The sequence below is a fragment of the Nonomuraea sp. NPDC049625 genome (assembly GCF_040675285.1).
Lineage (GTDB): Bacteria > Actinomycetota > Actinomycetes > Streptosporangiales > Streptosporangiaceae > Nonomuraea > Nonomuraea angiospora_A.
The window spans coordinates 477109-498563 of sequence record NZ_JBFAOQ010000004.1; the positions used below are offsets into that span (position 1 = coordinate 477109).

18 protein-coding genes are annotated in these 21455 nt (G+C 70.6%); 5 read left to right on the forward strand and 13 right to left on the reverse strand.

All coding sequences use genetic code 11. The features are described from left to right. Positions 1-9: 9 nt before the first annotated feature. Together AB0J87_RS20540 and AB0J87_RS20545 are read left to right on the forward strand one after the other, a co-directional pair. Positions 10-801, forward strand: a complete 792-nt coding sequence (locus tag AB0J87_RS20540; RefSeq protein WP_363967298.1) for an arginase family protein — start codon at positions 10-12, stop codon at positions 799-801. 26 nt (positions 802-827) lie between these two features. After that, positions 828-1139, forward strand: a complete 312-nt coding sequence (locus AB0J87_RS20545) for a YciI family protein (protein WP_363967300.1) — start codon at positions 828-830, stop codon at positions 1137-1139. A gap of 814 nt (positions 1140-1953) precedes the next feature. On the opposite strand, the gene AB0J87_RS20550 is transcribed toward AB0J87_RS20545, so the two are convergent. Further along, positions 1954-3108, reverse strand: coding sequence for an NAD(P)/FAD-dependent oxidoreductase (locus AB0J87_RS20550; protein ID WP_363967302.1), 1155 nt, complete (start codon positions 3106-3108; stop codon positions 1954-1956). Between the two features lie 54 nt (positions 3109-3162). On the opposite strand from AB0J87_RS20550, the gene AB0J87_RS20555 reads away from it, so the two are divergent. After that, positions 3163-3855, forward strand: a complete 693-nt coding sequence (locus AB0J87_RS20555) for a TetR/AcrR family transcriptional regulator C-terminal domain-containing protein (RefSeq protein ID WP_363967303.1) — start codon at positions 3163-3165, stop codon at positions 3853-3855. 345 nt (positions 3856-4200) lie between these two features. Here the strand turns inward: AB0J87_RS20555 and ppdK are convergent, their stop codons facing one another. Continuing rightward, entirely contained in the window at positions 4201-6834 is a 2634-nt protein-coding gene (gene ppdK, locus AB0J87_RS20560) for a pyruvate, phosphate dikinase (RefSeq protein ID WP_363967305.1), read from the reverse strand. A gap of 229 nt (positions 6835-7063) precedes the next feature. On the opposite strand from ppdK, the gene AB0J87_RS20565 reads away from it, so the two are divergent. Then, a complete protein-coding gene (locus AB0J87_RS20565) occupies positions 7064-8419 on the forward strand; it encodes a cytochrome bc complex cytochrome b subunit (protein ID WP_363967306.1) in 1356 nt (451 codons plus the stop codon). Here the strand turns inward: AB0J87_RS20565 and AB0J87_RS20570 are convergent. From AB0J87_RS20570 to AB0J87_RS20615, 10 genes are all read right to left on the reverse strand, one after another. Further along, positions 8416-9582 (reverse strand): HAMP domain-containing sensor histidine kinase, encoded by a 1167-nt coding sequence (locus tag AB0J87_RS20570; RefSeq protein ID WP_363967308.1) that lies wholly within the window; start codon positions 9580-9582, stop codon positions 8416-8418. The two genes, AB0J87_RS20565 and AB0J87_RS20570, sit on opposite strands and share 4 nt — an antisense overlap. After that, positions 9579-10244 (reverse strand): response regulator transcription factor, encoded by a 666-nt coding sequence (locus AB0J87_RS20575; protein ID WP_363967309.1) that lies wholly within the window; start codon positions 10242-10244, stop codon positions 9579-9581. Before AB0J87_RS20575 ends, AB0J87_RS20570 begins: the two co-directional genes overlap by 4 nt. Before the next feature lie 10 nt (positions 10245-10254). Beyond that, positions 10255-11079, reverse strand: coding sequence for a trypsin-like peptidase domain-containing protein (locus AB0J87_RS20580; RefSeq protein ID WP_363967311.1), 825 nt, complete (start codon positions 11077-11079; stop codon positions 10255-10257). Further along, a complete protein-coding gene (locus AB0J87_RS20585; RefSeq protein WP_363967313.1) occupies positions 11076-12020 on the reverse strand; it encodes a VWA domain-containing protein in 945 nt (314 codons plus the stop codon). Before AB0J87_RS20585 ends, AB0J87_RS20580 begins: the two co-directional genes overlap by 4 nt. Then, the gene (locus tag AB0J87_RS20590; RefSeq protein ID WP_363967315.1) at positions 12017-12949 is read right to left on the reverse strand and encodes a DUF58 domain-containing protein; all 933 of its coding nucleotides are present in this window, start codon (positions 12947-12949) and stop codon (positions 12017-12019) included. Before AB0J87_RS20590 ends, AB0J87_RS20585 begins: the two co-directional genes overlap by 4 nt. Beyond that, a complete protein-coding gene (locus AB0J87_RS20595; protein WP_363967317.1) occupies positions 12946-13941 on the reverse strand; it encodes a MoxR family ATPase in 996 nt (331 codons plus the stop codon). Before AB0J87_RS20595 ends, AB0J87_RS20590 begins: the two co-directional genes overlap by 4 nt. Continuing rightward, entirely contained in the window at positions 13938-14084 is a 147-nt protein-coding gene (locus AB0J87_RS20600) for a hypothetical protein (protein ID WP_350725105.1), read from the reverse strand. Before AB0J87_RS20600 ends, AB0J87_RS20595 begins: the two co-directional genes overlap by 4 nt. Positions 14085-14206: 122 nt before the next feature. Next, positions 14207-17317: a M14 family zinc carboxypeptidase gene (locus tag AB0J87_RS20605; protein ID WP_363967319.1), complete on the reverse strand. Its 3111-nt coding sequence runs from the start codon at positions 17315-17317 to the stop codon at positions 14207-14209. Positions 17318-17660: 343 nt separating this feature from the next. Further along, entirely contained in the window at positions 17661-19046 is a 1386-nt protein-coding gene (locus AB0J87_RS20610) for a glycine--tRNA ligase (protein ID WP_350725101.1), read from the reverse strand. Between the two features lie 95 nt (positions 19047-19141). After that, a complete protein-coding gene (locus AB0J87_RS20615; RefSeq protein ID WP_192791193.1) occupies positions 19142-19429 on the reverse strand; it encodes an antibiotic biosynthesis monooxygenase in 288 nt (95 codons plus the stop codon). 103 nt (positions 19430-19532) lie between these two features. Here AB0J87_RS20615 and AB0J87_RS20620 point away from each other — a divergent pair, with 103 nt between their 5' ends. After that, positions 19533-19883: a DUF6703 family protein gene (locus tag AB0J87_RS20620; protein WP_355208086.1), complete on the forward strand. Its 351-nt coding sequence runs from the start codon at positions 19533-19535 to the stop codon at positions 19881-19883. On the opposite strand, the gene AB0J87_RS20625 is transcribed toward AB0J87_RS20620, so the two are convergent. Next, positions 19880-21445, reverse strand: coding sequence for an aldehyde dehydrogenase family protein (locus AB0J87_RS20625; RefSeq protein WP_363967321.1), 1566 nt, complete (start codon positions 21443-21445; stop codon positions 19880-19882). The two genes, AB0J87_RS20620 and AB0J87_RS20625, sit on opposite strands and share 4 nt — an antisense overlap. Positions 21446-21455: the final 10 nt, after the last annotated feature.

The following is a 21455-nucleotide window of genomic DNA, read 5'->3' on the forward strand; positions in this document are numbered from 1 at the left end:
CGTCGCCGCATGACCACTGTGCTCTGCGTACCGCAATGGCAAGGCTCGGCGTCCGGCAGCGCGCCGCGGCTGATGGCCGGGGCCCGCCGCGCCGCCGCGCTCGTCCCGGCCGACGCGGTGGTGACCGTGCCGGTGCTCGAGGCCGACGGGGACAGGGCCGCCGGGGTTCGCGCGTACGACGTGCTCGTGGAGAACCAGCGGCTGACGCGCGAGGCACTGGCCGGCATCGACGACCGGGTGATCACCGTCGGCGGCGACTGCGCGGTCGACATCGCGCCGATCGACGCCGCCCACGCCCGCTACGGGGACGCTCTGACGGTGCTGTGGATCGACGCGCACCCGGACGTCTACAGCCCGCAGACCCTGCCGTCGGGCGCCTTCCACGGGATGGTGGTGCGCGCGCTGCTCGGGGACGGCCCGACCGGCCTCACGCCGGAGCATCCGCTGCGACCGCACCAGTTGATCATCGCCGGGGAGCGGGCGGGCGACGTGTCCGAGCACGAGTACCTCGAGAAGACCGGCCTGCGCAGGTACGGCGTGAACGACCTGGAGCGCGTGCTCGACGATCTGCGGGGCCCCGTGTACGTACACGTCGACCTCGACGTCCTGGAGCCCACCGCCTTCGGCTCGACCTGCTACCCGGAGCCGGACGGCGTGCGGCCGCAGCGGCTGATCGACCTCGTCTCCCAGGTGGACGACGTCGTCGGGGCAGCCATCACCGAACACGCGCCGTCCGGCGACGACGCCGACCCCGGCGAGGCCGAGGTGATCCGCCGCCTGGGCACCGCGCTGACGCGCTGACGAACACGATCGGTCAGGCGAAGTAGTTGCTGCTGATATGCGGAGACAGCAAGGCCTACGAGGAGATGCCGGCCGACCCCGGGTTCCTGGACGACTGCAAGGCCAAGGGCGACAAGCTGATCCAGAGCGGTGGCCTGGAGCCTCCGGCGGACGCCACGACGGTCCGGGTACGCGACGGCGAGGTCCTCCTCACCGACGGTCCCTTCGTCGAGTCCAAGGAGGTCGTGGCCGGGTTCAGCCTGATCGAGTGCGCCTCCCGCGAGGAGGCCGTCGAGGCCGCCCCTACGCATCCCGTGGCCCGCCACGGCACGATCGAGCTGCGAGCCGTGCAGCCTTGACCGTCGAGGCGACGATCGAGGGCCTGTTCCGGGAGGAATGGGGCCAGATCGTCGCGACGCTCATCCGGGTGACCGGTGACTGGGACCTGGCGGAGGAGTGCGCAGGACGCCTTCGCGCCAGGCGCTCCAGCGGTGGCCGGCGGACGGGATCCCACCGGAACCGGGCGTCTGGCTCACCACGACCGCCCGCGACAAGGCGATCGACCGGCTCCGCCGCGCCGCCGTGGGCACCGCCAAACTGCGGGAGCTGGCCGCCTGCCCCGTCCCGCCCGCGGCCGATCCGGAGCTCGGGGACGATCGGCTACGGCTGATGTTCACGTGCTGCGTTGTGGCATTTGACCGAGGAACGCTGGACCAGAGAACGGCCGAGCGATGTGCGGGACATCATGGAGCTGGCTGCCAGTGAGGACGGGCGCCATGTGTATGCGCTGGGCAGCGCGGTGGGGCGGCTCAGCCGGTGACGGCCATGGCTCAAAGGGCTCAGTGTCGCCGGACGCCACCGAGCATGACGCCCGGGCCGCCCACCTCCCCTGAGCCACGTCACGGCCGACGCCCGGAACGCCGCCCCGCGCCACCACGGGGTCCGGGCGGATGAACCGCTTCCCCTTCCCAGGTGCCGTACCCGTACGGGCTGGATGCCGTGCGGGCACGGCAGCATGACAGAGGCCAGGCCACCGGTCACACCGACCACGAAGGCGATTCACACGACGTTGGCCTGTCCGGGCACATGCGGCAGCCGTGACACTTCAAGGCCGCCGGCGATCAGGACCACCTCGGCGACGACGATCAGCCGGTAGCCCCTCGCGCTCGGCGGTCAGGATGGCTGGACTTCGTCGAAGACGGCGAGGGCTTCGGCGGGGTCCGGGCTCACGAGGCGTTCCAGACCGGCCGTCGTGATCTCCGCCCACCTGCCGGCCCGTGCCCACATCTGTTCCTCGAAGGCGCGGACGGCCTCGTCCAGATCGCCAGGGCCGGGGGCGGCGACGACGGACTCGGCGAGTTCGGCGCCTTCCAGCATCGCGAGGTTCGCGCCTGCCCCCAATGGGGGCATCAGGTGGGCGGCGTCGCCCAGGAGCGTCACCCCGGGGACGTGGGCCCAGGTGTGGGACACGGGCAGGACGTAGAGGGGGCGGTGGACGAAAGCGGTGCCGTGGCGGAGGAGGCCGAGGACGGGAGCGGCCCAGCCGTCGAACATGGCCAGCAGGCTTGATCGCACGGCCTCGACGTCAGCCAGGTCCAGGCCTGCGTCCAGGCCCATATGCCGGTCCACGTTCGTGTGCCAGTCCAGCGGCGCGCGGAACCGGGCGTACACCTTGACGTGGCCGCCGCTGTTGCGCTGGGCGACGAGGGAGCGGTTCACGCCGTACACAGCCATGGAACCGTCGCCGACCAGCCGGGCGAGGTCGGGGTGGCGGGTGTCGACGTCGTCCAGGGAGGTCTCGACCGAGGTGATGCCGGTGTAGTGCGGCGTCGCGGACGAGACTGCCGGGCGGACCCGGGACCAGGCGCCGTCCGCGCCGACCACGAGGTCGAACGTCTCCTGCCGCCCGTCCGCGAAATGGACCAGCACGCCATCCCGGGTCTCCGGCACCACCTCGGTCACGCCCCGCCCCCACTGAACGTCCAGGGAGCCGAGCAGCAGGTCACGGAGTTGCCCGCGGTCGATCTCGGGATTGGCCAGGTCCCCCGGACGGGGTTGCCAGTCGCGGAGGACGGTCCCGTCCGTGTCCAGGATGCGCATGGCCTGCCCCTCGGGACGGGACAGCGCCTGGAACTCCGCCAGCAGCCCCGCCTTGCTCATCGCAAGCTGGCCCAGCCCTTCGTGCAGGTCCAGCATGCCGCCCGGGGGACGGGCGTCGGGGGCGGGATCGCGTTCGAGGACGGTGACGGGGTGATCGTGGCGGTGCAGGACGCGGGCGAAGGTAAGGCCGGCAGGGCCGCCCCCAATCACAGCGATACGGTGTCTCATGGCGATATACTGTATTTATCTTTTACGGTGTATCGCAACAGTACGATGTAACCCATGACTGTGTGGGACCGGCCGGAGCCGCCGACTCGCCCCGCGCCGCTCGACCGGGAGCGGATCGTTGCCGCCGCCGTCGCGCTGGCCGACGAGGGCGGGCTGGAGGCGGTGTCGTTGCGCAAGGTAGCCGCCCGGCTGGACGTCGGCCCGATGCGGCTGTACGGATACATCTCCACCAAAGAGGAGCTGTTCGACCTCATGGTGGACGAGGTCTACGCCGAGATCCTCCCCAAGGAGCAGCCCGGCGACTGGCGGGAGGTGCTGCGCATCCGCGCCCACCTCACCAGGCAGGCCACCCTCCGCCACGAATGGCTGGCCGACCTGCTCGGCGGCCGTCCGACCCTGGGCCCGAACGCCCTCGCCGTGACCGAGGCCACGCTGGCCGCCCTCGACGGCCTCGCCGACCTCGACACCGTCATGCGCGCCGTGGAGACCGTCAGCGCCTACTTCACCGGCGCGCTCAGGCGCGAGATCGCGAACCTGCGGGCCGAGCGCGCCACGGGCCTGTCCAAGCGCGACTGGCAGCGCGCCTCCGGCCCGCATGTGAGGAGGATGCTGGCCACGGGCCGCTTCCCGGCGCTGTCCAAGGCCGTGCACGACGGCACGGAGGTGGACGCCGAGGTGTCCTTCGCGACCGGCCTGGACTGGGTCCTCGACGCCGTGGCCGCCAAACTCACCCGGCCGCCGGCGTGACGCTCAGGACTTCCTGGTGACATCCATGGCATAGCGTGCTCGCGAAATGGCCAACTGCTCCTTGGTCGATCGCTGCGCGGCCCACGACACATCCTTGTGAAACGTGGCTCTCGCCCCCGGGGCTCGGGGCGAAGCCTCGAGCCCCCATCGGCACGCCCGAGCGTCAGCGAGGACCGCTCGGGGCGGGATCCAGCAGGGCCACCCGGTGACCACGCAACGGGCGGGTGCTGGCGAGCGAAGCGAGCGGTCCAGCGGGCCCACCCGGTGACCACGCAACGGGTGGGGTGCCGGCGAGCGGGTCCACCCGGCAACCAGGTCACGCGGGTGGGTGCCGGCGGGTGGAGGTTAGCGGGTGTCGGAGTCTGAGTCGGTCAGGGCGGCGCGGCCGGCTTCCAGGCGGGCTATCGGGATGCGGAACGGGGAGCAGGAGACGTAGTCCAGGCCCACGTCGTGGCAGAAGTGGACGGAGTCGGGGTCGCCGCCGTGTTCGCCGCAGATGCCCAGGTGCAGGTCCGGGCGGGTCGAGCGGCCCTCCTCGACCGCGATCTTGATCAGGCGTCCGACGCCCTCCCGGTCCAGGGTCTCGAACGGGGATACGCCGAAGATGCCCAGGTCGAGGTAGCGGGAGAAGAACGCCGACTCCACGTCGTCCCGCGAGAAGCCCCAGGCCATCTGGGTCAGGTCGTTGGTGCCGAAGGAGAAGAACTCCGCCGCCTCCGCGATCTGGGCCGCGGTCAGGGCCGCCCTGGGGACTTCGATCATGGTGCCGATCAGGGCCTCCACGCCGCTCTCCGCGAGGATCTTCGCCGCCTCCTCGCGTACCGACTCCAGCTCCTGTACGGCCGCCACCAGCGGGATCATGATCTCCGGCCGCGCGCCCGGCACCTCCTTGGCCGCCTGGGCGATGGCCCTCACCTGCATGGCGAACAGGCCCGGGATCACCAGTCCGAGGCGGACGCCGCGGAGGCCGAGCATCGGGTTCTGCTCGTGGAGGCGCTTCACCGCCGCCAGGAGCTTGCGGTCCTTGTCCGTGGCCTCGTCCGTGGCGACCTTGACCGACAGATCCACGATGTCGGGAAGGAACTCGTGGAGCGGCGGGTCGATCAACCGAATTGTGACGGGATTTCCGTCCATAGCCCGAAATATCTCGGTGAAGTCGGCCTTCTGGAGCGGCTCCAGCGCGTCCAGGGCCGTCTGGCGGGCCTCGTCCGTCGACGCCAGGACCAGGTCCTCCACGAGCTGCCTGCGCTCGCCCAGGAACATGTGCTCCGTCCGGCACAGCCCGATCCCCTGCCCCCCGAACCGGCGGGCCCGCGCCGCGTCGTCCGGGGTGTCCGCGTTCGCCCGCACGCCCAGCCGCCGGACCGAGTCCGCGTGGCGCATGATCCGGTCCACGGCCTTGACCAGCTCGTCCTCCGGCTCGGCTCCCTCGAAGTACTCGACCACGGCCGAGTCCACGACCGGCACCTCGCCCAGGTAGATCTCCCCGGACGTTCCATCGATCGAGATGACGTCGCCCTCCGACACCACCACCCCGCCGGGCGCGGTGAAGCGGCCTTCGCGCGTCGAGACCTCCAGCTCCTCGGCCCCGCACACGCACGTCTTCCCCATGCCCCTGGCCACCACGGCGGCGTGCGAGGTCTTGCCGCCCCTGCTGGTCAGGATGCCCTTGGCGGCGATCATGCCGGCCAGGTCGTCGGGGTTGGTCTCGCGGCGGACGAGGATGACGTCCTCACCCCGCTCCGACAGCTCCACGGCCCGCGCGGAGGTGAAGACGACCTTGCCCACGGCCGCGCCGGGCGAGGCGTTCATGCCCTTGGCGATCCTCTTCTTGTCCGCGCCGCCGTCGAAGCGGGGGAACATGAGCTGCGCCAGCTGGTCGCCGGTGACGCGGGTGACGGCCTCGTCGATCGTGATCAGGCCCTGGTCCACGAGCTGGGTGGCGATGCAGAACGCGGCCGCCGCCGTGCGCTTGCCGACCCGCGTCTGCAGCATCCACAGCTTGCCACGCTCGATCGTGAACTCGATGTCGCACAGGTCCCGGTAGTGGTTCTCGAGGGTCTCCATGATCCCGAGCAGCTCGTCGTACGAGCGCTTGTCGATGCGCTCGAGCTCCTCCAGCGGGATCGTGTTGCGGATGCCGGCCACCACGTCCTCGCCCTGGGCGTTCTGCAGGTAGTCGCCGTAGATGCCCTGCCTGCCGGTCCCCGGGTCGCGGGTGAAGGCGACGCCGGTGCCGGAGTCGTTGCCGACGTTGCCGAAGACCATGGCCACGATGTTCACGGCGGTGCCGAGGTCGGCGGGGATGCGTTCCTGGCGGCGGTAGAGGATGGCCCGGGGAGCGTTCCAGGAGTCGAAGACCGCCATGACGGCCAGGCGCATCTGCTCGCGCGGGTCGGTGGGGAAGTCCTTGCCGGTCTGCTCGTGGACGATGCCCTTGAACGTCTCCACGAGCCCCTGCAGCTCGCCCGCGTCGAGGTCGGTGTCCTGGCGCTTGCCCTTCAGCGCGTCGAGCGCGTGCTCGAACAGGTCGCCGTCGATCCCGAGCACCGTCTTGCCGAACATCTGGATGAGCCGCCGGTAGGAGTCCCACGCGAAGCGGTCGTTGCCGCCCGCCTGCTTGGCCAGGCCGTGCACCGACTCGTCGTTGAGCCCGATGTTGAGAACGGTCTCCATCATGCCCGGCATGGAGAACTTCGCCCCGGAGCGCACGCTCACCAGCAGCGGGTCGTCGGCCTGCCCGAGCCGCCGGCCCATCTGCTTCTCGAGCGCGTCGAGGTGCGCGGCGACCTCCCGCTCGAGGCCGTCCGGTACGACGCCCGCCGCCAGGTAGTGACGGCAGGCGTCGGTGGTGATCGTGAATCCGGGGGGAACGGGGAGCCCGAGGTTGGTCATTTCGGCAAGGTTCGCTCCCTTGCCGCCAAGAAGATCCTTGAGATTCCTGTTGCCCTCGGTGAAGTCGTAAACGTACTTGGCCACCACACGCTCCAATCAACGCCTCTGCCCGGACTCTACCGGCGAAATTGATGATGAAACTGCACTCCTCGGATAAGTCATCGTTTGTGCTGGTCAAGGCCCCATCAAAGGTCTAATCCAATTATAGTTCTAGAGGGTCGGAAATTGGATTAGACCAATTGGTTTAAACCAATTCTTGAGAAAGGTGGCGTATGGGTGCAGAATCGGATCACACCCCCACCAGGAGGCCCCCATGGCCACTCCTACCAAGCCCAAGCGACGCGCCCGTATCATCGCGGGAACCGCAAAAACGGCCGTCGATTCGGCGATCTACCTCGATGATCGCCTGCCCTTCGCCCGCTGGCTCCGCCCCCAGCTGCGCAAGCTGTTCCCGAGCCACTGGTCGTTCCTGCTGGGCGAGCTGGCGCTCTACTCGTTCGCGCTGCTGGTGCTGACGGGCACGTTCCTCACGCTGTTCTACAAGCCCAACCCCGACGTGGCCTTCGCGTCCGCGACGGAGATCAGCCTGGACGTGCGGGGCGGGCTGCTGATGCGGCAGCTCCACCACTGGTCGGCGACGGTGTTCGTGCTGGCGATCGTGGCCCACCTGTGCCGCGTCTTCTTCACCGGCGCGTTCCGGCGGCCGCGCGAGCTGACGTGGATGCTCGGGGTGGTGCTGTTCGGGCTGGTGCTGTTCGAGTCGTTCCTGGGCGTCTCGCTGCCCGGCGACCAGCTCGCGATGGCCGGGCTGCGGCAGGCTCAGGGGCTGCTGCTGTCGATCCCGGTGGTGGGCACGTACCTGTCGGCGTTCGCCTTCGACGGCGAGTTCCCCGGGCAGGTCCTGCCGCGCGTCTTCGTCACCCACGTGCTGCTGGTGCCGGGGATCCTGATGGCGGTGGTGCCGCTGCACGCGTTGATCCTGACCTGGCGGCAGAAGCACACCGAGCGTCGCCGGGCCCCAGCAGATGCGGAAGGCCGGGTCAGCGGCGGCCCGTTCTTCCCCTACTTCGCGGTCAAGAACGGCGCGACGGCGCTGTTCACGATGGGGGCCATCGCGGCGCTGGCCACGTTCGTCCGGGTCAACCCGGTGTGGGAGCACGGCGCGTACAGCGCGGGCGGTTACGTCCCGTCGGCGCAGCCGTTCTGGTACTTCGGGGTGCTGGACGGCGCGCAGCGGCTCGTCCCGCCGTGGGAGATCACGGTCGGCGGGTACGTCCTGCAGCCCGGGCTCTGGATCCCGCCGCTGATCCTGACGGTCTTCTTCGGGATCCTGCTGCTCTATCCGTTCCTCGAGCGGCGTTTCACCGGCGACGGCGACCATCACCACCTGCTCGACCGGCCCTCGCAGGCCCCGGTGCGCACGGCGCTGGGCATCGCGGTCATCGCGTTCTTCACCGTGTTGTGGGCGGGAACGTGGTTCTCGGAGGCGGCACCGCCGATGCACTCCGCGCCGGGCTTCCCGCAGCCGCCCCAAGCCCCGCACGCGCTGCTCACCGTGCCGCACGACACCTACGCGATGATCGTGCTCGGGCTGCGGGTGGCCGTGTTCGTGGTGCCGGTGCCGGCGTTCCTGGTCACCCGGGCGGTCTGCCGCAGGCGCGCCGGCTAGAGAGGGTTGTGATCGGGCGGCGCGCCGGGGACGCCGTCCCGCGGCGGCAGCCAGAGCACGAACGTGGCCCCCTCCCCCAGCCGCGAGAACACCGCCACCCGCCCTCCGTGCGACTCCACGATCTGGCGGACGATGGCCAGGCCGAGGCCCGTGTGGCGGTCGCGGCGGCTGGACTCGCCGCGCCAGAACCGGTCGAACACCCGCGCCTGGTCGGCCGCCTCGATCCCGGGGCCGTCGTCGCGAACCGCCACCCACAGCCAGCCCTCGGACCTGCCCGCCGCGACCCGGATCGCCCCGCCGGGCGGCGAGAGGCGCACGGCGTTGGAGAGCAGGTTCGCCACGGCGCGGCGCAGCGCGTCGGCGTCGCCGGTCGCCTCCAGGCCCGATCCCAGCTCCCGGGTGAGCGTCAGGTCGCGGGCGGCGGCCGGGGCCGCGTACTCCTCGCACGCCTCGCCCACCATCCTGGCCAGGTCGAGATCGGCGTCGGCGAACGCGCCGCCCTGCCGCCTGGCGCTGGCCAGCAGGTCCTCGACGAGCCTGGTCATGCGGGTGGTGGCGCGGTCCACGATGGCCACGGCCCTGGCCCGCTCCTCGTCGCTGGCCTCGGGGGCGGCGAGCACGGCGTCCACGTTCGCCCGGATGATCGTCAGCGGGCTGCGCAGCTCGTGGGAGGCGTCGTCGATGAGCTGGCGCTGCGCCCTGAACGCCTCCTCCAGCCGGTCCAGCATGGTGTCGATGGTGTCGGCCAGGTCCTTGAGCTCGTCGCGCGGCCCGTTCAGCTTGATGCGCCGCTTGAGGTCGGTGGCCTGGATCTCCTCCGTCGTACGCGTGATCGACCTGACCGGCCGCAGCACGCGGCCCGCCAGCACCCAGCCGATGCCCAGGCTGGCGACGTAGAGGCCGGCCAGCGTGATCAGCGAATAGTCGCGCAGCGTGGCCATCGTCCGGACGTTGACCGCGTTCTCGACCTCCTCGACGAAGACCACCTCGCGCTTGCCGAGGAAGGTGGTGCCGCTGTAGGTCTTGGCGAACTCCGTCGTGATCGGGCGCTGGTCGGTGGTCTTGGAGACGGCGAAGTAGGTGCCGCCGAGCACGAGCGCGGCCAGCACGAAGAGCAGTCCCGAGTAGAGGACCGTGAGCCGGAAGCGGATGGTGTGGATCACGCCGGTTCCCTGAGCCGGTAGCCCCGGCTGATCACGGTCTCGATCAGGCCCTCTTCCTGCAGCTTGCGGCGCAGGTTGCCGACCGTGACGCGCACGGTGCTGGTGAACGGGTCGGCGTGCTCGTCCCAGACGTGTTCCAGCAGTTCCTCGGAGGAGACCACGTATCCGGGGCGGCGCATGAGGTAGTGCAGCACCCCGTACTCCTTGGGGGTGAGCGCCAGCGACCTGCCGTGCAGCGACACCTCCAGCCTGGCGGTGTCGATCCGCAGCCCGCCCACCTCCAGCACCGACGTGCCGGCGCCGGAGTCCCTGCGCAGCAGGGCCCGCACCCGCGCCAGCAGTTCGGGGAACGCGAACGGCTTGACCAGGTAGTCGTCGGCCCCCTCGTCGAGCCCGCGCACCCGGTCGTCCAGGCGGTCGCGGGCGGTCACCATGATGATCCGCGCGCCCTGCCCGGCCGCGCGCACGCTGCGGCACAGCTGGAACCCGTCCCCGCCGGGCAGGTTGAGGTCGAGCAGGACCAGATCGTACGAGTTCACCTGCAACTTCTCATGCGCGGAAGGCGCGTCGTAGGCGACGTCCACCGCGTATCCGGCACGGACGAGGCCGACGCGCAACGCGTCGACCAGGTCCTCCTCGTCTTCCACCACAAGCAGTCGCATGCCCCGCACCCTAGTTTCGGATGATTCGTTCCGCGATCGGCGCCGCCCGGTCGATGGGGATGGCGAACCCGATGCCGATGTTGCCGCCACCCCGCCCGGACGCGATCGCCGTGTTCACCCCGACGACCTCACCCCGGGCGTTGACCAGCGGGCCGCCCGAGTTGCCGGGGTTGATGGACGCGTCCGTCTGCACGGCCGTACGGCGTGCCGAGCCCAACCGTACCTCCCGGTCCAGAGCGCTCACGATGCCGGCGGTGACCGTGCCCGACAGGCCCAGCGGGGAGCCGATCGCGAGCACCTGGTCGCCGACGGCCAGATCTCCGGACCTGCCGAGGGTGGCGGGCGTGAGCTCCCGGGGATAGTCCACCTCCAGCACGGCCAGGTCCTCGTCGTCGTCCTCGCCGATCACGCGGGCGCTGATCCGGCGGCCGTCGTTCAGCACGACGGTCGCCCGGTCGCTGCCCCTGATCACGTGCGCGTTGGTGAGGATGTGGCCGCGGCCGTCCACCACGAACCCCGAGCCGCCCCCGCCGCCCGTCTCCACCGAGACCACGCTGGGCAGCACCCGGGCCGCCGTCGCGCTCAGCCCGCTGAGGCCGGCCGACGGCGCGGGCGCCACCCTGGGGAGGGCGGCGGCGGGGGCCGGCTCGGACCCTTCGGAGAGCCGCGCCCCCGCCACACCCGCCGCCGCCCCGGTGAGCGCCGCGACGAGCGCGGCGGCCACCAGCAGACGTCCCTTGGGTGGAGCCCCCTTCTGCGGCGGATCCTGCGGCAAGGTGGCCACGACGGTCGGGGTGACGAACTCCGGCCCGCGCGGGCTGCCCAGACCTCTCATGGCAGCCTCGAGAACCACAACATCGACGTCACCGCCGCGATCAGCGCGAAGGCCATCCCCGCCGCCACGAACCACATCCATACCTCCTGCCGCTCGGTCCGGTAGCCGACCGACGTGCCGATGTCCTCGTAGACCGCCTGCAGCTCGTCGCCGCTGGCCGCCTCGTAGAAGCCGCCGCCGGCCGCCTCGGCCAGCCCGCGCAGCGCCGGGGCGTCCACCGGCACCGGGATCTCGCGTCCCGAGATGTCGATCGTGCCGTCCGCCGTGCCGTACGCGATGGTCGTGACCGGCACGCCCCTCCCGGAGGCCGCCGCGGCCGCGTCACCGACCGTGCGGCCCGTGGTGTTGGAGCCGTCGGACAGCAGCACGATGTGCGCGGGCGGCCTCTCCTCCTGCGAGTCGAGCGCGGCGATGGCGTCCAGCGAGGAGTAGACCGCCTCGCCGATGGCAGTGCCTGAGGCGGTGCTGAGCCGGTCGAGCGCGCTCAGCACCGCCTGCCGGTCCGTGGTCGGCGGCACGGCGACGGACGCCGACGAGGAGAACGACACCAGGCCCAGGTTGAACCGCTCGGGCAGGCCCGCCACGAACTGCCTGGCCGCCTGCTTGGCCGCCTCGAACCGGTTGGGCTGGACATCGGTGGCGCTCATGGACGCCGACACGTCGAACGCCACCATGATCGTCGCCCGCTCCCTCGGCACCCGCACCTCGGCCGTCGGCCGGGCGAAACCGATCACGAGCAGCGCGAACATCAGCAGCAGCGCCGCCGCCGGAACGTGCCTGCGCCAGCCCGGCCGCCTCGGGGCGACCTTGTCGAGCAGGTCGAGGTTGGTGAACCTGACGGCGTACGCGGTCCTGCTCCGCAAGGCCATGACCACGTACGCCAGGGCCAGCGCGGCCACGGGGACGAGCAGCAGCAACCACAGGGGCGCGATCAGCGTCACGCCGCATCACCTCCTCCCCCGGCGGGGCGCGCCAGGACGGCCAGGCGGCGCTGCCTCATGACGTGCCGGACCAGGTCGCGCACCCAGTCCCGGTCCGTGCGCAACCGCAGATGGGTCGCCCCGGCCCGGCGCAGCGCCTGCGCGACGGCATCGCGCTGCTCCGCCGCCGCCTCCGCGTACCTGCGGCGCAGCCGCGCGCTCCCCGTGGCGACCTCGCGCCGCCGCCCCGTCTCCGGGTCGACCAGCGTCAGGATCCCGACGTCGGGCAGCGTCAGCTCGCGCGGGTCGAGCACCTCCACGGCCAGCACCTGGTGCCTGGCGGTGAGCTTGCGCAGCGGCAGCTCCCAGGTCTCGGGCGCGTCGAGGAAGTCCGACACGACCACGACCAGGCCGCGGCGCCGTACCACCCGGCCGAGCTGGTCGGCGGCCACGCCCAGCAGCGGCTCGGCCACCCCGGGTGGGGTGCGGGGCAGCGCGAACGCCGCCTGCAGCAGCGCCATCAGGTGCGGCCGGCCCGTCCTGGCGGGCAGCGTCCTGACGCCGCCGCCGTGCAGCAGGTGGGTGCCGATCCGGTTGCCGGTCCGCTGGGTGAGGAAGCCGACCGCCGCCAGCGCCGACACGGCCAGCTCCCGCTTCTCCATGGCCGCGGTGCCGAAGTCCATGCTGGCGGTGGCGTCGAGCAGCGCCCAGATCTCCAGCTCGCGGTCGGCGACCAGGTCCCGGACATGGGGCTCGTTGGTGCGGGCGGTGACGTTCCAGTCCATCCGCCGCACGTCGTCGCCCGCCTGGTACGGCCGGGTCTCCGCCGGCTCGCTCCCCGGCCCCGGGACCAGTCCCAGATGCTCCCCCTGCAGCAGTCCATCCAGTCTCCTGGTGATCGTCAGCTCGAGCCGGCGCAGCGCGGGCTCGGCCATCAGGTACGGCCTCATGCCACGGCTTCGTTCAGCTGTGACTGCTGTTGGGGGGCGATGACGGGCAGCGGGACGGCCGCCAGCACCCGGTCCACGACCTGCCTGGGCGCCACCCCGTCGGCCAGCGCGTCGAAGGAGAGCACGAGCCGGTGCGCCATGACGTCGTGCGCCAGGTCGCGCACGTCCTCCGGCAGCACGTAGTCGCGCCCCCGCATCAGGGCCAGCGCCCGCCCGGCCGCCAGCAGGCCGAGCGTGGCCCTGGGGCTCGCCCCGAACGCCAGCAGCCGGCGCACGTCCTCCACCCCGAACCGGTCGGGATCGCGGGTGGCGTAGACGAGGCGGACGGCGTACTCGGCCACGGCGTGGTGCACGAAGACCTCCTCGGCCCGCCGCTGGAGCGCGACGACCTGAGCGGGGTCCAGCACGGCGTGCGGGACGGGCGGGTCCACGCTCATGCGGTAGACGATCGCCAGCTCCTCCGACTCGCTGGGATAGTCCACGTCGATCTTCATGAGGAAGCGGTCCCGCTGCGCCTCGGGCAGGTGGTAGACGCCCTCGGACTCGATCGGGTTCTGGGTGGCCAGCACCAGGAACGGCCTCGGCACCTCGTGCGAGACCCCGCCGATGCTGACCTGCCGCTCGGCCATGATCTCCAGCAGCGCCGACTGCACCTTCGCGGGGGCCCGGTTGATCTCGTCGGCGAGCAGCAGGTTGACCATGACCGGGCCGAGCTCGATGTCGAAGGTCTCGGTCGACGGCCGGTAGATCCTGGTCCCGACGATGTCGGCGGGCACCAGGTCGGGTGTGAACTGGATGCGGGCGAACGTGCCGCCGACCACGGTGGCCATGGTCTCGGCGGCCAGCGTCTTGGCGATGCCGGGCACGCCTTCCAGCAGGCAGTGGCCCTTGGCGAGCACCGCCACGAGCAGCCGCTCGACCATGCGGTCCTGACCCACGATCACCCGCTTGACCTCGAACAACGCCCGTTCGAGCAGCGCGGGGTCGGTCATGGCTGAACCACCGAGTGGTAGCAGTCGTCCACGACCACCCGCAGCTCCAGCGCGGACGGATCGGGATCGGCGAACGCGGCGCTTCCCGTCATGAGCACGGCGCCCGCGGCCAGCAGCACAAGAGCGAAACGTGATGTACGCATAGGACGCATGTCATCAAGCGACCGCGAAAACCCGCGTAACCCCCGTCTTTACATGATCTTTCGGTCCCCACCGCGAAAAAGGACGGCCACCCGCAACCGGGTGGCCGTCCGTCAGGAGGAGATCAGCCGATCAGGTACTTCATCACCTTCTTGATCGTCGCGTTCCGCTCGTTGTCGTTGGCGAGCTGCTCCAGCCCGAACCCCAGCAGCACCGTGTCCTTGGTGGAGACGGCGGCCGTGGTGTCCGCCTGCGCGCGGGCGAAGTCGCCGCCGCCGGTGGGGCTGCCCGCCGGCGGACCGGGCATGGCCCAGGGGCCGAGGCCGGTCTCGAAGCCCTCGGAGTCGAGGGTGCCGCCGGTGGTGGTGACCCGCGTGTCGTCCACGAACACGCCCACGCCGCCCGTGCTCGGGTCGGTCACGTAGCTGATCGACACCTCGACCTGCCGGCCCGCGTAGGCGGACAGGTCGAAGGCGACCTGCTTCCAGCCGCCGGAGTCACCGGTGAACCGGTTCCAGGAGCCGCTGGTGCCGCTGGCCGTGCAGGAGTTGCCGCCGGTCAGGTAGTGCCCCAGCCACGGGTGCTCGCCCAGGTAGAAGCCGGCCTCGCACTCCGACGGCACGGCGCTGTCGGTGCCGCCGTTGAGGTCGGGCAGCGTGGTCCAGTTGTCCTGGCCGACCGTGTGGGCCTCGACGATGACGTTGTCATAGCCGGGCTCGGTGTCGAAGGACAGCTGGAAGCCCAGCCTCGGCTGCTGCGCCGCCGTCACGGTTGCCAGGTTGACCGTCCTGGTCAGCCGCATGTACGAGTCGTCCGCGTGCGGCCCCCTGACGTACCACTGGCCCTCGATCGGGTCGAACGGACCACCCGCGCCGAGCGTGTAGCCGGCCGCCGGAGTGCCCGTGAACCTCGGCAGGTCCGTGCCCATGGGCTGCAGCACCCCCGCCTCGTCCAGCGGGTTGTCCACCGTGGCCGGACCGCCGAACGTGCCGCCCGTCCCGGCCAGCGGGCCCTTGCCGGCGAAGCCGGTCGGGGAGTTGCGGGCGATGCGCCCGCCGACGCCCATGTAGTACTGGGTGAAGTCGTCGGCCAGCAGCAGGCACTCGTCGAACAGGCCCTGGATCGTGGTGACCACGCAGTCGCCGTCCGGGTCGCCGTCGATGCCGTAGTAGATGCCTCCGACGATCGTGTCGAGAATGCCGTAGTACGCGGCCGTCTCGCCGGTGTAGAGGAGCTTGCCCCCTTCGTTGAGGTAGTCGCGGATGGAGACGGTCAGGTCCTGCTGCGACCGCTTGACGTCCGCGTCGGGCAGGTCGCCGAGCGGGGTCACGGTGACCAGGTCCTGCTGGTCCATCGACAGCCGGTTGTCGCCCAGCTCCCACACGACGCCCTTGAAGTGCGACAGCACGCCCAGGTGGTCCGGCACGCCCTGCGCGTCCACGTCCCAGGTCTCGGAGGCGTACCCGGCGGCCTGGAGGGCCTTCTTGTACGTCGTGGTGTGCTTGGGCGCCGTCACGGAGGGCGGGTAGTCCGGGTTGAAGCCGGTGTAGTCCTCGTTGGCGACGATCAGGACCTTGGCCGCGGAGTCCTTGGCCAGGGTGTAGGTGAAGTGCGAGCTGGAGACGAGCCCGGTGCCCTGCTTGAAGCCCTGGAACCAGACCTCGACCTTGTCGCCCGGTTTCGCGCCGCTCACGGTGCCGCGGTACTCGGCGAAGAACAGGTCGTTCTCGTCGCCGTACCGCTTGCCGCCCTGCCATTCCGACAGCGGCCTGGTCTGCGCCGGGCCGCCGTTGACGCGGAAGCGCAGCACCTTGCCCAGCAGCGACCGGCGGGCGGTGACCGCCACCGGCTGCGGGTCGCCGTACGAGACGCTGAAGGAGTCCGGCGCGAAGTCGGGCACCGTGCGCCCGACCACGGAGACCGGGGTGTCCGGCGTGTGCACGGTCTTGGCCGCGGCCAGCGCCAGCGGGACGTTCTTGAGGAACTCGTCCTGGATCAGCGCCTCGCTGTCGGGGAAGGTGAAGCCCTGCCCGCCGGCGCAGTCGTCGAGCGTCCACTCGTCGTTGGGGTTCCGCTCGACGGCGTCCTCGCAGGTGGACATCTCCGGCGTGATGGACATGACCTTCCGCACGTTGGTCATGTGCCCGTCCAGCTCGCCGTTGGTGGTGTAGAGCTCCGCTCCGATGTCGGGGTCGTAGCCGGGTACGGCCGGGTGGGCGTCGTCGCCGAGCATGGCCTCGAAGATCAGGTCGTCGGGCGATCGCGTGGCCTGCTGCCAGCCGACCCCGTACAGCAGCAGCATGGCGGCGGAGTGGTAGTTCAGCAGGTACGTGAAGTGCACCCGCTTGGTCAGGTTGTCCAGCGCCACGGTCTCCGGCTCCGACTGCGCCGACTTGCCGCGGTAGGTCTGGCTGGCGAGGATGTTCGACGAGCCCTCGTTGTCGTAGCCCCACTTGTAGGCGAAGTTGCGGTTGAGGTCGACGCCGTCGGCGCTGGTGAGCTGGCCGTCGCCGTCGTTGTCCCGCAGGTTCTTGCGCCACAGCCGGTTGTCGGGGGTGAAGGTGTAGTCGTAGCCGTCGGGGTTGGCCACCGGCATGAACCACAGCTCGGTGGTGTTCACGAGCTTGGTGAGCTCGGCGTTGCCGCCGTAGCCGTCGAGGAAGTGGTGCAGCAGCCGCCGCACCATCTCGGGTGTGATCCACTCGCGGGCGTGCTGGGCGGCCATGTACAGCATGGCCGGGCGCTTGCCGTCGGCGAGCTTGCGGGCGTCCTTGGTCACCTTGATCGCGGTGATCGGCGTGCCGTTGAGGCTGTTGCCGAGGTTGACGACCTTGGCGATGCCGGGCTTGGCGTCGGCCGCGGCGATGATCTCCTCGCGGATGCCGCCGGCGCCCGCGTATCTCTTGAACACCCCGTCGCCCTTCTGTGCCAGCCGCGCCTTGTCGGCGGTCTGGGCCTTCAGGGTGACGCCCTGCTTGGCGAGCGTGCCGGCCAGCGCGGCGGCGAGGACCACCTCGATGGTGACCTTGCCGTTCGCCCGCTTGACGATCCGCATCTCCTCGCGGTCCACACCGGCCGCGACGAGCTTGGCCACCTGGTCCGCGGTGAGCTCGCCGGTGTAGACGAACACGCCGTCGGGGCCCGGAGCGGGCTTGGGCACCGCCGACGCGGGCGGGATGGTGAACGAACCGAGTAACAGGAGAGTGCCAGCGAACATGATTAACGCGCGCTTCATCGCGCCTCCGAGAAATCAGCCCCCGAATGGCTGCTAGGGATGCCCGCAATGTCCGTGTCTGCCAGGGGGCTTGTCAATCAAGACGGCCACATGTGGTCAAATTTCGAACTATGTAATCCAGGGCACGTCCGGATTCGTAGGGAGGCCCCATCCGCCGGTCAAGCTTGCGCGCGTCACGGTGGCGCGGCGGTGAGGCGGAGAAGCGTCACCCTGGAGGGCCCTCGGCCCGGTGCGGCGGGTGGGGCCCACCGTGCGCAGCCGTAAAAGACCGTGGTGGTGAACGCGCAACGGGCCGCCCGCCGTAAGAACGGCGGGCGGCCCGTGAGACGAGCGCTGGACGAAATTAATCGTTCAGGTGCTGGCGCAGGTAGGACTCGACGCCGTCGATGGAGATGCGCTCCTGGGCCATCGAGTCGCGCTCGCGGATGGTCACCGCGTGGTCCTCGAGCGTGTCGAAGTCGACCGTGATGCAGAACGGCGTGCCGATCTCGTCCTGGCGCCGGTAGCGGCGGCCGATGGCGCCCGCGTCGTCGAACTCGACGTTCCACCGGCGGCGCAGCTGCGCGGCCAGGTCACGGGCCTTCGGCGACAGGTCGGCGTTGCGCGAGAGCGGCAGCACCGCGGCCTTGACCGGCGCGAGCCGGTGGTCGAGCCGCATGACCGTGCGCTTCTCCATGACGCCCTTGGCGTTGGGGGCCTCGTCCTCGCTGTAGGCGTCCAGCAGGAACGTCAGCGTGGCGCGGTCGACACCGGCCGCGGGCTCGATGACGTAGGGGACGTAGCGCTCCCCCGTGTCCTGCTCGAAGAAGCTCAGGTCGGTGCCCGACGCCTTGGAGTGGGCGGTCAGGTCGAAGTCGGTGCGGTTGGCGACGCCTTCGAGCTCACCCCACTCGGAGCCGGTGAAGTTGAAGCGGTACTCGATGTCGACGGTGCGCTTGGAGTAGTGGGACAGCTTCTCCTTCGGGTGCTCGTAAAGGCGCAGGTTGTCCTTGTTGATGCCCAGGTCGGAGTACCAGCGGTAGCGCTCGTCGATCCAGAACTGGTGCCACTCCTCGTCCGTGCCCGGCTTGACGAAGAACTCCATCTCCATCTGCTCGAACTCGCGGGTGCGGAAGATGAAGTTGCCCGGCGTGATCTCGTTGCGGAACGACTTGCCGATCTGGCCGATGCCGAACGGGATCTTCTTGCGCGCCGACTGCTGCACGTTGAGGTAGTTGATGAAGATGCCCTGCGCGGTCTCGGGGCGCAGGTAGGCCAGGCCCGACTCGTCCTCGACCGGGCCGAGGTAGGTCTTGAGCAGGCCGCTGAACTGCCTGGGCTCGGTGAAGGTGCCCTTGTTGCCGCAGTTGGGGCAGGTGATGTCGGCCAGGCCGCCCTCGGGCTCCTTGCCGTTCTTCTCCTCGTACGCCTCGATCAGGTGATCGGCGCGGAAGCGCTTGTGGCAGGAGAGGCACTCGGTCAGCGGGTCGGTGAAGGTCTCGACGTGACCGCTGGCCCGCCACACCTCGGGGGCCAGCACCACGCTGGAGTCGAGGCCCACCACGTCGTCGCGCGACTGGACCATCGACAGCCACCACTGCCGCTTGACGTTGTTCTTGAGCTCGACACCCAGTGGACCGTAGTCCCACGACGCGCGCAGTCCGCCGTAGATCTCGCTCGACGGGTAGACGAGCCCGCGGCGTTTGGCGAGGCTGACGATGGTGTCCATGACGTCGGTGCGTCGTGCCATTTTGGTTGATTCTCTTTCCGGCTGGAGGTCGGCGAGTGAAATTGGTGAGATCCCAGCTTAGGGGACGCACGGACCCTCTCGCGCGCCAGTAATCGTTAAGCGCCTTCCTGCGTGTAAACGTCCTCGAACGCACTGGGTTCGTTGACCATGAGAATCATCAGTGGATACATCACCATCCGGGCGGCGGAGAGCGCTCTGCGGTAGAAACCGGCACCCTCCCACTCCGTGACCAGGGCCCACAGGTTGGGCTCATCGACCGAACGGGCCAGCCTGCCCCGCTGGTAGCCCGGCTGGGCGGCGAACGTGTCAAGGATGGTGTGGCCCTGCTTGACGAAATCTTGGGACTGGGACTCTGGAACGGTGTATCGGATCACGGCGAGCACCCGACCAGATTAAACGCGTTACGCCCGTCTGATGCGCCGACCCGGTCAGGCGGCCCGCCCGCTCGGCGCCCTGCCTCCCGCCTGTCTCCCGTAGGCTCTGGGTGTGGCCCCAGACAGCAAGCGCCCGCTTCCCAAGGGCGAGCAGTTCTTCACGCCGGGCGCGACCGGCCTGCGCAAGGCCGTCGAGCGGCGCAGCGCCGTGCCGATGACCTACCTGTTCACGCAGGTGCCCCGATGGACGGCGCCGACGGTGCTGGTGGTCCTGCTGCTGGCCGGGTTCGCCGTGGCCAACCCGCTGGGCGGCGTGGCCGTGCTGCCGGCGATCGCCTTCATCGGCTGGCTGGCGTACCTGTCGTGGCCGTCGCTGGGGATCGGCGGAAAGGTGATGCGGGTCGCCATGCTGACCTTCCTCGTGCTCCTGGCGGCGACCCGCTTCGGCCTCATCGCCCCCTAAGGCAACAGGGTGTAGTGCGGGAAGTTGCCCGGCAGGCGCTCGCCGTCCGGGCCCCCGATGGAGGACGCGGTGGAGGACACGGTGGAGGACACGGTGGAGGCCCGCACCAGCAGCTCGCCGCCGACGAACGCGCCGCGCCAGGACGCCCCGAGCCCGCCGAACAGCTCCTCCCGGTCGCCGCGCGAGCGCGGCCGGTTGTGCCCCACCTTGAACGCCCGCACCTCCGGCGCCAGCCGGTGGAACGTCTCCTCCTCGTCGCACGACAGCGTGGCCACCAGGGCGCCGTTGCTGGCGTTCATGGCGGCCAGCAGCTCGGCCTCCGTGTCCACCAGCACGATGGTGTCCACGGGCCCGAACGGCTCGGCGTGGAAGAGGGGTGAGGAGCGGGGCGGGTTGAGGAGCGCTGTCGGCGCCAAATACGCCGAAATATCCTGCCCCGGCAGGAAATGTCCGGCGTCGAGCGACGCCCGATGCACCGGCACCCCGCCCCTGGCCACCGCCTCGTCCACCTGATCGGCCAGTTCCTTGGCCTTGGAGGCGTTGATCAGCGGCCCGAAGTCCAGCTCCGGCAGCGGATCGCCGGGATCGGCCACCGCGAGCGGATGACCGAACCGCAGCGACCCCACCGCCGCCAGGTACGCCCCCAGGAACTCGTGGAACAGCGACCGCCGCACCACGAACCGCGGATAGGCCGTGCACCGCTGCTTGCCGTAGTCGAACGACGCCCGGATCTGCCTCGTGAGCAATTCCCAGTCGCCGTACTCCCACACGCCCCAGCAGTTCAGCCCCTCCTGCTCCAGCACGTGCCGCCGCCCGAGGTCGGCCAGCGAGGTCGCCACCTTGGCCCCCGCGTCCCGGCCGCCCACGAACGACACGCTGCCCAGCGCCCGCCCGCCGGCCAGCACCGGCGACAGCTCCGCCCCTCCCCCGCTCACCAGCGTGAACGGCAGCCCCTCGCGCACCGCCAGCGCGCAGGCGAGCGTCAGGCAGCACAGGCCGCCGTCCGTGGGGGTCTTGGCGATCACCGCGTTGCCGGCCAGCGCCTGCACGAGCATGGCGTGCATGAGCACGCTCATCGGGTAGTTCCAGCTCGCGATGTTGCTGACGGGCCCGGGCAGCGGCATCCGCCCGGCGACCATGCGGTCGATCTCGGCCACGTACCAGCGCACGCCGTCCAGGCAGCGGTCCACGTCCGCGCAGGCCGTCTTCCACGGCTTGCCGATCTCCCAGACCAGCAGCAGGGCCAGCAGGTCGCGGTGGGCGGCCATCGACTCGACGGCGGCCGACACCATCGCCTTGCGCTCGGCGAGCGGCAGGTGCCGCCAGCGCCGGTGCTCCTCCACCGCGCCCGCCACCGCCCGTCCCGCGCCCGCCCGGTCGATCCGGGGCAGGCCCGCGATGGCGGTGCCGTCCAGCGGCGAGAAGCCGGGCACGGGGCGCCCGTCGCGGTGCCAGATGCCGCCCCAGTGGTTGAGCACCCGGTCGTCGTGGAATGCCTCGGGGGCCGCCGAACAGCACCGTTCGTAGGCGTCCCGCCAGGCCGTACCCGGCTTGATCCGCATGCGTTCCTCC